The 9,088-nt window shown below is 66.8% G+C and carries 11 protein-coding genes; 3 read left to right on the top strand and 8 right to left on the bottom strand.

Going from position 1 to position 9,088, the window contains the following annotated elements:
• From RBR29_RS08305 to mog, 5 genes are all read right to left on the bottom strand, one after another.
• A partial coding sequence (locus RBR29_RS08305; protein ID WP_320348546.1) for a 5-(carboxyamino)imidazole ribonucleotide synthase occupies positions 1-1,162 on the bottom strand: 1,162 nt, incomplete at its 3' end.
• Complete coding sequence (gene purE, locus RBR29_RS08300) at positions 1,159-1,659, bottom strand: 5-(carboxyamino)imidazole ribonucleotide mutase (protein WP_320348544.1); 501 nt, start codon at positions 1,657-1,659, stop codon at positions 1,159-1,161. The genes purE and RBR29_RS08305, both read right to left, overlap by 4 nt.
• Positions 1,656-2,543: a phosphoribosylaminoimidazolesuccinocarboxamide synthase gene (locus RBR29_RS08295; protein ID WP_320348542.1), complete on the bottom strand. Its 888-nt coding sequence runs from the start codon at positions 2,541-2,543 to the stop codon at positions 1,656-1,658. Before RBR29_RS08295 ends, purE begins: the two co-directional genes overlap by 4 nt.
• A 6-nt stretch (positions 2,544-2,549) precedes the next feature.
• Complete coding sequence (gene fba, locus RBR29_RS08290) at positions 2,550-3,614, bottom strand: class II fructose-bisphosphate aldolase (protein ID WP_320348540.1); 1,065 nt, start codon at positions 3,612-3,614, stop codon at positions 2,550-2,552.
• Positions 3,615-3,683: 69 nt separating this feature from the next.
• A complete protein-coding gene (gene mog / locus RBR29_RS08285) occupies positions 3,684-4,316 on the bottom strand; it encodes a molybdopterin adenylyltransferase (protein WP_320348538.1) in 633 nt (210 codons plus the stop codon).
• Positions 4,317-4,393: 77 nt separating this feature from the next.
• Here mog and RBR29_RS08280 point away from each other — a divergent pair, with 77 nt between their 5' ends.
• Together RBR29_RS08280 and RBR29_RS08275 are read left to right on the top strand one after the other, a co-directional pair.
• A complete protein-coding gene (locus tag RBR29_RS08280) occupies positions 4,394-5,251 on the top strand; it encodes a hypothetical protein (RefSeq protein ID WP_320348536.1) in 858 nt (285 codons plus the stop codon).
• 31 nt (positions 5,252-5,282) lie between these two features.
• Complete coding sequence (locus RBR29_RS08275) at positions 5,283-6,098, top strand: TOBE domain-containing protein (protein WP_320348534.1); 816 nt, start codon at positions 5,283-5,285, stop codon at positions 6,096-6,098.
• Between the two features lie 71 nt (positions 6,099-6,169).
• Here RBR29_RS08275 and RBR29_RS08270 read toward each other — a convergent pair whose 3' ends face one another.
• The 3 genes from RBR29_RS08270 to modA are packed head-to-tail and all read right to left on the bottom strand — an operon-like array spanning position 6,170 to position 8,317.
• A complete protein-coding gene (locus tag RBR29_RS08270; protein ID WP_320348532.1) occupies positions 6,170-6,862 on the bottom strand; it encodes an ATP-binding cassette domain-containing protein in 693 nt (230 codons plus the stop codon).
• The gene (gene modB / locus RBR29_RS08265; RefSeq protein WP_320348531.1) at positions 6,859-7,557 is read right to left on the bottom strand and encodes a molybdate ABC transporter permease subunit; all 699 of its coding nucleotides are present in this window, start codon (positions 7,555-7,557) and stop codon (positions 6,859-6,861) included. Before modB ends, RBR29_RS08270 begins: the two co-directional genes overlap by 4 nt.
• A gap of 10 nt (positions 7,558-7,567) precedes the next feature.
• Positions 7,568-8,317 (bottom strand): molybdate ABC transporter substrate-binding protein, encoded by a 750-nt coding sequence (modA, locus tag RBR29_RS08260; protein WP_320348530.1) that lies wholly within the window; start codon positions 8,315-8,317, stop codon positions 7,568-7,570.
• Between the two features lie 192 nt (positions 8,318-8,509).
• Between modA and RBR29_RS08255 the strand changes: the two genes are divergently transcribed.
• The coding region (locus tag RBR29_RS08255) for a site-specific integrase (RefSeq protein WP_320348529.1) at positions 8,510-9,088 on the top strand (579 nt) is incomplete at its 3' end.

The following is a 9,088-nucleotide window of genomic DNA, read 5'->3' as shown; positions in this document are numbered from 1 at the left end:
ACAGCCCCAGCACGGCCGACACCCGGGCGATGCGTTCGCGCAACTGCGCGGCATCCTCGCCCAGGATATTCACATGACCCATCTTCCGGGCTCGACGCGCATCGGATTTGGCGTACAGGTGCAGGCGGGTGCCGGGCACGGCCAGCACGCCCGCCCAGTCCGGCTCGCGCTGCTGTCCCTGCGCATCGAACCACAGATCCCCCAGCAGATTGAGCATGGCGGCTGGCCGCAGCGTGCCAGTATCCCCCAGCGGCAACCCGGCCATGATGCGCGCCTGCTGCTCGAACTGGCTGACCAGGCATGCGTCCTGGGTGTAGTGACCGCTGTTATGGGGGCGCGGCGCCATTTCGTTGGCCAGCACGCGGCCATCGCGCAACACAAAAAATTCCACACACAGCACGCCGTGGTAATCCAGGTGATCGGCCAGGGACGATGCGTAGGCACGCGCCTGGTCGGCGACCGGGGCCGGCACGGAACCATCGGCGACCGACAGCGCCAGAATGCCGTCCCGGTGGACATTGCGCGCCGGTGGATAGCTGACGGCATGGCCGCGCAGATCGCGCGCCAGTACCACCGAGATCTCGTAGTCCAGGGGCTGCAGGGCTTCGAGGACGCACGGCACCCCGCGCAAGCCGTCGAATGCCTGTCGGGCATCGTCACGCGATGCCACGCGGACCTGGCCTTTGCCATCGTAGCCAAGGCGGGCCGTCTTGAGGATGCCCGGGAACAGCGCGTCGGGACAGGTATCCACATCATCCGGAGAGCGGATGGCCGCATGGGCGGCCACCGGCACACCGGCTGCCTGGATATAGGATTTTTCCGCCAGCCGGTCCTGGGCCACCGCGACGGCATCGCCCGAGGGCGCGACAACCCGTGATCGCGCCAGATGGCGCAGGCTGTCGGCCGGAACGTTCTCGAATTCCATGGTCACGGCAGCGCAGCGCTGCGCCAGCTGGTCAAGCCCATTCATATCGTCATAGGCCGCGCGGATATGCGCATCCGCCACCATGCCCGCCGGACAGGATTCATCCGGGTCGAGCACCATCACCCGATAGCCCAGTGCCTGGGCGGACTGGCAGAACATGCGCCCCAGCTGGCCGCCGCCCAGCACGCCCAGCCAGGCGCCCGGGGGCAAGAACGCGCCTGCGTCCGTCGGATTCATGACGCCTCCGGCGGCACGGCCATGGCACGCGCGGCCGCCGTCTGGCGCGCTCGGAAATCCTGGAGTTGCCGCAGCAACGCTGGATCGGTCATGGCCAGGTTGGCCACGACGTGCAGGGCCGCATTGGCCGCACCTGCCTCGCCAATGGCGAAAGTCCCTACCGGCACGCCGCGCGGCATCTGCACAATGGACAGCAGGGAATCTTCGCCGCGCAGGTGGCGCGAAGGCACGGGCACGCCGAACACCGGCACCGGCGTCAGCGCCGCCATCATGCCGGGCAGGTGGGCCGCGCCCCCCGCCCCCGCCACAATGGCGCGCAGCCCGCGTTCCACGGCCTGCGCGCCGTATTCGACCATGTCCAGCGGCATGCGATGCGCGGACACGACCCGGGATTCGAACGCGATCCCGAATTCATCGAATACCGCCGCCGCGTGGCGCATGACGTCCCAGTCGCTGGACGAGCCCATGATCAGGCCGACCACGGGGCGCCGGCTCATTTCGCCCCCTGCGTCAGACGATCCAGGGCCTCGCGGTATTTGGCCGCCGTGCGTTCGAGCACGTCGGCGGGCAGGCGCGGCGCCGGTGCGGTCTTGTCCCAGTCCTGGGTTTCGAGCCAATCACGCACGAACTGCTTGTCGAAGGACGGCGGACTGATGCCCACCGCGTAGCCATCCGCTGGCCAGAAGCGCGAAGAATCCGGCGTCAGGACTTCGTCCATCAAGTGCAGCGTGCCGCGCACGTCCAGGCCGAATTCGAACTTGGTGTCGGCGATCAGGATGCCCCGGCCGCGCGCGTATTCGGCTGCCTCGGCATACAGGGCCAAGGTGACACGGCGCAGTTCGGCGGCCAGATCGGCCCCCACCTGCGCGACGACATAGTTGAAATCGACATTTTCGTCGTGCTGGCCGAATTCGGCCTTGGCCGCAGGCGTGAAGATCGGTTCGGGCAGGCGTTCGGCCTGGCGCAGTCCGGGCGGCAAGGCAATGCCGCAGACCGCGCCACTGGCCTGGTAGTCCTTCCAACCTGAACCGATCAGGTAGCCGCGTGCGACGGCTTCGACCAGGATGGGTTCCAGGCGTTTGACCACCATGGCCCGCCCGGCCACCTGTTCGCGTTCGCCCGGAGCAACCACGTCTTCCGGTGCAATGCCGGTAGCGTGCGTGGGGATCAGATGCCCCAGGCGCCCCAGCCAGAATTCAGTCAGCGCCGTCAGGACCTGGCCCTTGCCGGGGATGGGGTCGTCGAGAATCACGTCGAAGGCCGAGATCCGGTCAGTGGCGACGATGAGCAGCTTGTCTTCGCCCACGGCATACATGTCGCGGACCTTGCCGCGCCCCAGCAGGGGCAGCGACTCGATGGAGGATTGGAGCAGGGCCTTCATGCGGATTTATTTCACCATTTGCTGGAGTTCGCCGGAGGCATAGCGCGCGGCCATGTCGGACAGCGGGATGGCCTTGATCTTGGACGCATGGCCAGCCGCGCCAAACTGCTCGTAGCGGGCCAGGCAGATTTTCTTTGCAGCTTCGCGCGCCGGTTTCAGGTATTCGCGCGGGTCGAATTTGCTGGGGTTTTCGGCCAGGAAACGACGGATCGCGCCGGTCATGGCGAGACGGATGTCGGTGTCGATGTTGACCTTGCGCACGCCGAACTTGATGGCTTCCTGGAGTTCTTCCACAGGCACGCCATAGGTTTCCTTCATGTCGCCGCCGAACTGGCGGATTTCCGCCAGCAGTTCCTGGGGCACGCTGGAACTGCCGTGCATCACCAGGTGCGTGTTGGGCAAGCGCGCGTGGATTTCCTTGATCCGCTGCACCGACAGGATGTCGCCCGTGGGCTTGCGGGTGAATTTGTAGGCGCCGTGGCTGGTGCCCACTGCAATAGCCAGGGCATCCAGCTGGGACCGCTTGACGAAATCCGCCGCCTGTTCGGGGTCGGTCAGCAACTGTTCGCGGGTCATGGTGCCTTCGGCGCCATGGCCGTCTTCCTTGTCGCCCTTCATGGTTTCCAGGGATCCCAGGCAACCCAGTTCGCCTTCCACGGTGACGCCCAGCTTATGAGCCATGGCAACGACCTGCTGGGTCACGTCCAGGTTGTATTCGTAGGAAGCGATCGTCTTGCCATCGGCCATCAGCGAGCCATCCATCATGACGCTGGAAAAGCCCAATTCGATGGCGCCGCGGCACACATCGGGCGACTGGCCGTGATCCTGGTGCATGACCACGGGGATGTGCGGATAGGATTCGACCGCTGCCTGGATCAGGTATTTCAGGAAACCTTCGCCCGCATATTTGCGCGCGCCCGCAGAGGCCTGCATGATCACGGGGCTGTCGGTCTGGTCGGCGGCCTCCATGATGGCCTGGACCTGTTCCAGGTTATTGACGTTGAAGGCAGGAATCCCGTAGCCGTGCTCGGCTGCGTGATCGAGGAGCTGACGCATGGAAACCAGGGCCATGGCTGGACCTCCAGAAGAAAATGGAATGGTGGAAAAAGCAGATTCAGGGATTTTAAGGCGGAACGTGAATCAATGCTGGACACCGCGCCGCGCGGATTTGGGCCGGAACGCCCGCACGACATCGTCGCGCGTTTCGACGTAAGGCCCGCCGATCAGATCCAGACAATAGGGCACCGCCGCGAAAATCCCCGGCACCAGGACGGCGCCGTCTTCGCCACGCAGCCCCTCCAGTGTTTCCCGGATGGCCTTGGGCTGGCCGGGCAGGTTCACGATCAGGGCCGCATGATCCGGCAATTCGCGAATCACCGCCACCTGGCGCGACAGAATGGCCGTCGGCACGAACTTGAGACTGACCTGGCGCATCTGTTCGCCAAAACCGGGCATCTCGCGGGTTGCCACATCCAGCGTGGCCTCGGGGGTCACGTCGCGCCTGGCCGGCCCGGTCCCCCCCGTCGTCAGCACCAGGTCGCAGCGCGCATCGTCCACCAGTTCGCGCAAGACGGCCGCAATGCCGGCCCGCTCGTCGGGAACCAGCCGGGCGAGCACTTGCGGGGGCCGCGTCAGCGCGGCATCCAGCCAGTCCCGCAGGGCGGGTATGCCCTGATCCTGGTAGACGCCGGACGAGGCCCGATCGGATACGGACACCAGACCCACGATCAGTTCATCGGGATGGCTGCGACGCAGGGGAAAAGAATCGCTCATGGGATAGACTGTACTGACATGGAAAAGGACATTCTATTCGGTAAGGCTGCGCAGGGGCTTCAAGCACGGGGGCTGCGATGACGGCGCGCACCCTGCTGCTCGTCGGCGGCGATCTATGCGTGCGCACCGCTGGCGCACTGGACCCGCAGGCCTGGTTCTGCGCCGGCCTGCGCCGGCGGCGCATGGACGCCCGGCCAGGCGACCGCATCCACTGGCTGCAAGCCGACCTGGGCAAGCCCGCCGCCCTGAACGCCGTCCCGGTCGGCGCCCCCGGCCCCATCACCCACATTCTGTACGCCCCCGCGCCAGATACCCGCACGCCCGCGTCCTACGCCCAGGCCTACCCCCTGGGCCTGCGGGCATTGCTGGACGCCCTGCCCCACCCTGACCAGTTGCAGCGCTGCGTACTGGTCGATTCCACCGCCGTCTGGGGGCCAGGGCCGGACGCCGTGGTGGACGAGCGCACCCCTCCCGCCCCTACCGACTTTCGTGGCGCAGCGATGCTGGACGCCGAAACCCTGCTGCAGGATCGACTGCCCGGACGCGGCATCGCCCTGCGCCTGTCGGGCCTGTATGGCCCCGGACGACTGCGCCTGGCCGACGGCCTGCGCGCAGGACGCATCATCGCCCCGGACGGACCCGGGCACTGGGCCAATCGGATCCACATCGACGATGCGGTCCGGGCCTGCGTCCATCTGCTGGCCCTGGCCGACCCCCAGCCTTGCTACATCGGCACGGACGACCACCCGATGCCCACGGCAGCCTTCTACGACGCCCTGGCGCAGATGGCCGGCGGGCCAGCGCCGGCCCGGGAAAGCCGCCCGCCCAGCGGCAAGCGCCTGTCCAATGCGCGACTACGGGCCAGCGGCTGGCAGCCCGCCTGGCCCGACATGCTGCATGGCTACGCCGCCAGCCTGGCCGCCCGGCACGCTTGAGTCGCCTCTGATCGCCGCGTACACTGCTTTCATGACGCATACCCAATCTCTCGAACTGAGCACCACACTGAGCCTGCGCAGCGGCGACCAGAGCTGGGGGACGGAACGCCGCATGGCCTTGCTGGCCGCCATCGGCACCGAAGGCTCCATCAGCGCGGCGGCACGCAAAGTCGGGCTCAGCTACAAAGCGGCCTGGGACGCCGTGGACATGATGAACAACCTGGCCGGCGGCCTGCTGGTCGAACGCGTCACCGGCGGCAAGCGCGGCGGCGGGGCGCACCTGACCCAGCGGGCGCGGGAACTCATCGCCTGGTACCAGGCGGCCCAGGCCGAACACCAGCGCTTCATGGAAGCCCTGTCGCGCTTCGGCCCCGACGGCACCCGGCATCTGGATCTGCTGCACAGCATGGCGCTGCAGACTTCGGCGCGCAACCGCTACGAAGGCATCATCGGCGCCATCGAATCCGGCCGCATCAACGACCGCATCCGGCTGGACCTGGGCCAGGACACCTGCCTGATCGCCACGCTGACCCACGCCAGCACCGAAAGGCTGGGCCTGTCCAAAGGCCGGCGCGCGCTGGCGTTTCTGAAGGCCCAGGCAGTCCGCATCCTACCGGAAGATTCCGGCGAACCGGACACGGTTCCCGAAGGCCTCAATCGCTGGACCGGCCGCATCGGCCACCGCGCAGACGACGGCACCCTGACGGAAATCACCCTGGACGTCAGCCCGACAGTACGCATCACCGGGCTGGCCGACCCCAATGCACCGGATGGCAAGCTGCCCCCTGGCGCCATGGCAGTGGCCTGCTTCCAGGCCACCGACGTGCTGATCGGCACAATAGACTGAGCCCCTGCGCCGGCCCCGGCCGACCCGGCCTGAATCTGAACGACTGGGGTTGCGGTGTCAGACGTCTTGCGTCAGGCCTGAACGACCTGTTCGGCCTGGCCCTGGATTTCACCGTGGGCGATGTGAAAGACCTCGTCCGCCAGGACCCGGACATCGGCCAGGTCGTGCGTGATCAGCACCGTCGGGATATCGATGTCACGCTGTAGTTGCGCGAGTTCGTCGCGCATCCGTGCCTTGAGCCCCGCGTCCAGGGCCGACAGCGGTTCGTCCAGCAGCAACAGCCCTGGGTCCGTGGACAGCGCCCGTGCCAGAGCCACGCGCTGACGCTGGCCACCGGACAATTCGGCAGGATAGCGATCCAGCAAGGTGACCAGGCCAAAGGCCTGGACCCAGCGCTGCGCCTGTTCCGGCAGGTCGCGGCGGCCATGCAGGTTCAGCCATCCGCGCCGCAAGCCGAAACCGATGTTCTGGCGCACCGTCAAATGGGGAAACAGCGCGTAGTCCTGGAACAGATAGGCCAGCCGCCGGTCGCGGGGCGGCACATCCACATCGGTTTCGCTGTCGAACAGCACCCGCCCGGCGACCTCGATGCGCCCTCGGTCGGGGCGCAACAGGCCGGCGATCGCCTGCATCGTCAGGCTCTTGCCCGAACCCGATGGGCCAAACAGCGCGACACGCCGGGCATCGGTGCGCCAGCGCGGCCGCAACAGGAAACCATCATCATCGCCCCCCAAGCGGCATTCGATATCGACCAACAGGCTCATGACGCGCTCCGGCGCGAGGAACGCCCTCTGCGGCCACTGCGGCCGCTGGGCACCAGCCAGGATGCCAGGCACAGAATCGCAACACAGGTCGCCGAGGTGACCAGCACCAGGGTATTGGCCGTGTCGTCGTTGCCGGCCTGGACGGCCTCGTAGATGGCGATCGACAGGGTCTGCGTGCGGCCTGGAATGTTGCCGGCCACCATCAGCGTGGCGCCGAATTCCCCCAGCGCCCGCGCGAACGCCAGCAGGATCCCGGCCAGAATGCCGCGCATCGCCAGCGGCAGGCTGACGCGAAAGAACACGGCAGTCGGCGGCACGCCCAGCACGGCAGCCGCCTGTTCAAGACGATGATCGACATCCAGGAAGGCGGCACGGGCGGCTTTCAGGACCATGGGAAACGCAACCACTGCAGCCGCCACCACCGCGCCTTGCCAGGTGAAGACCAGTTCGATCCCATGGGACTGGAGCCATTCGCCCAGCCACCCGCGCCGGCCAAACAGCACCAGCAGGTAATAGCCGGTGACCGTGGGCGGCAGCACCATGGGCAAGGTCAGGAACGCATCGACCACATCGCACCAGCGCGAGGACCAGCGCGACAGCCCCCAGGCAATGGCGATGCCGCTGACCGTCGCCAGCACGGTCGCCCAGCCGGCGACCTTGAGCGACAGCCACAGCGGGACCCAGATGCCGTTCATGGGAACCGGATCAGGGCTTGGCGAAGCCGTAGCGCGCCAGCACAGCCTGACCGTCGTCGGACATCAGGAATTTCAGGAAGTCGGCGGCTTCCGGCGCACGGCCATCACGCTGCACCAGCGCGATCGGATAGACCACCGGCGTCGGGGTATCGACCGTCTGGATGACTTTGACCTTGTCTTTCATGATTGCGGCATCGGTCGCGAAGACGAAACCGGCGTCGACCTCGCCGCGTTCCACGTAGCTGAGCACCTGGCGCACGTTCTGGCCCAGGATTTCACGTGCCTTGACCGCATCCCAGGCACCGGCCTTTTCCAGGGCAGCCTGCGTGTAGCGGCCCACCGGCACCGAGGCCGGGTTGCCCAGGGCGATGCGCGTCACGTCCGATTTTTTCAGATCATCCAGAGAGGCAATTCCACGGGGATTGTCGGCCGGCACCACCAGCACGACCTCGTTGCGCACGAAATTCACCCGGGTCGCGGGGTCCACGGCCTTGGCTTCGACCGCCTTGTCCATGGCCTTCTGGTCGGCCGAGGCGAATATGTCAGCCGGGGCGCCTTCGGTGATCTGGCGCAGCACCACGTCCGATGCGCCAAAAGTCGTCAGCACCTTGGTGCCCGGATGGGCAGATTCGTACTGCGTTGCCAGTTCTTTGAATGCATTGGTCAGGCTGGCAGCCGCCGACACCAGGATTTCTCCGGCGAAGGCCGGCAGCGCCACAAAAGTCAGGGCGCACGCAGCCACCCAGGTACGGATTTTCATGCAGGACTCCTTGTTGTCATGACAGACCGCCCGACCCCCATGGCATCCGGCGGATAGACCACCATCGTAATATATATGTCTATATTTCGCTATTCGGTCTGGCTGATGATTGATATTGGACAAGCGGGCGCCAGGCGGCGCGCGGCCCGCATTCAGCCGCCCTGTCCCGGTCCGGGCGAGTAGAATTCAGGCATGCCCACGACGGACGCCCCAGTGGATCGCGCGCAGCCCACTCCCTTTCCCTCGATCGATGCTTTTCTGGACAGCCTGTGGCTGGAAGATGGCCTGGCGGACAATACCCTGGCCGCGTATCGCCGTGACCTGCGTGCCTTCGGCGACTGGCTGCACGATCAACATGGCCGTCCCCCCGAATCCGCACAGCGCGAAGACATCCAGTCCTGGCTGGCCGCCCAGCACCAGCAGACCAAAGCCAGCACGGCCAACCGCCGCCTGGCCGCCCTGCGGCGCTTTTTCCTGTGGGCGCTGCGACGCGGCCTGTGCGCCGAAGACCCTTGCCTGGGCCTGCGCGGGGCACGCCAGCCCGCCCGGTTTCCCAAAACCCTGTCCGAGACTCAGGTCGAGGCCCTGCTGGCTGCGCCGGATATCGGTTCCCCCCTGGGCCTGCGCGACCGCGCCATGCTGGAAACCCTGTACGCGACCGGCCTGCGGGTCAGCGAACTGGTCAACCTGAATGTTCAGGACCTGAGCCTGAGCGACGGCGTGGTGCGCGTCGTCATGGGCAAGGGCGGCAAGGACCGCCTGGTGCCCCTG

The organism is Castellaniella sp., assembly GCF_034007085.1.
Lineage (GTDB): Bacteria > Pseudomonadota > Gammaproteobacteria > Burkholderiales > Burkholderiaceae_B > Castellaniella.
Note: the sequence above shows the minus strand (reverse complement) of the source record. Positions and strands in the feature narration are given on the sequence as shown.

What these genes read in the sequence shown, in the direction of transcription:
- RBR29_RS08275 (WP_320348534.1), top strand. Translation starts at nt 5,283, where the DNA reads ATGACGCATACCCAATCTCTCGAACTGAGCACCACACTGAGCCTGCGC.
- fba (WP_320348540.1), bottom strand. Translation starts at nt 3,614, where the DNA reads ATGGCCCTGGTTTCCATGCGTCAGCTCCTCGATCACGCAGCCGAGCAC.
- RBR29_RS08295 (WP_320348542.1), bottom strand. Translation starts at nt 2,543, where the DNA reads ATGAAGGCCCTGCTCCAATCCTCCATCGAGTCGCTGCCCCTGCTGGGG.
- RBR29_RS08280 (WP_320348536.1), top strand. Translation starts at nt 4,394, where the DNA reads ATGACGGCGCGCACCCTGCTGCTCGTCGGCGGCGATCTATGCGTGCGC.
- purE (WP_320348544.1), bottom strand. Translation starts at nt 1,659, where the DNA reads ATGAGCCGGCGCCCCGTGGTCGGCCTGATCATGGGCTCGTCCAGCGAC.
- modA (WP_320348530.1), bottom strand. Translation starts at nt 8,317, where the DNA reads ATGAAAATCCGTACCTGGGTGGCTGCGTGCGCCCTGACTTTTGTGGCG.
- modB (WP_320348531.1), bottom strand. Translation starts at nt 7,557, where the DNA reads ATGAACGGCATCTGGGTCCCGCTGTGGCTGTCGCTCAAGGTCGCCGGC.
- RBR29_RS08270 (WP_320348532.1), bottom strand. Translation starts at nt 6,862, where the DNA reads ATGAGCCTGTTGGTCGATATCGAATGCCGCTTGGGGGGCGATGATGAT.
- mog (WP_320348538.1), bottom strand. Translation starts at nt 4,316, where the DNA reads ATGAGCGATTCTTTTCCCCTGCGTCGCAGCCATCCCGATGAACTGATC.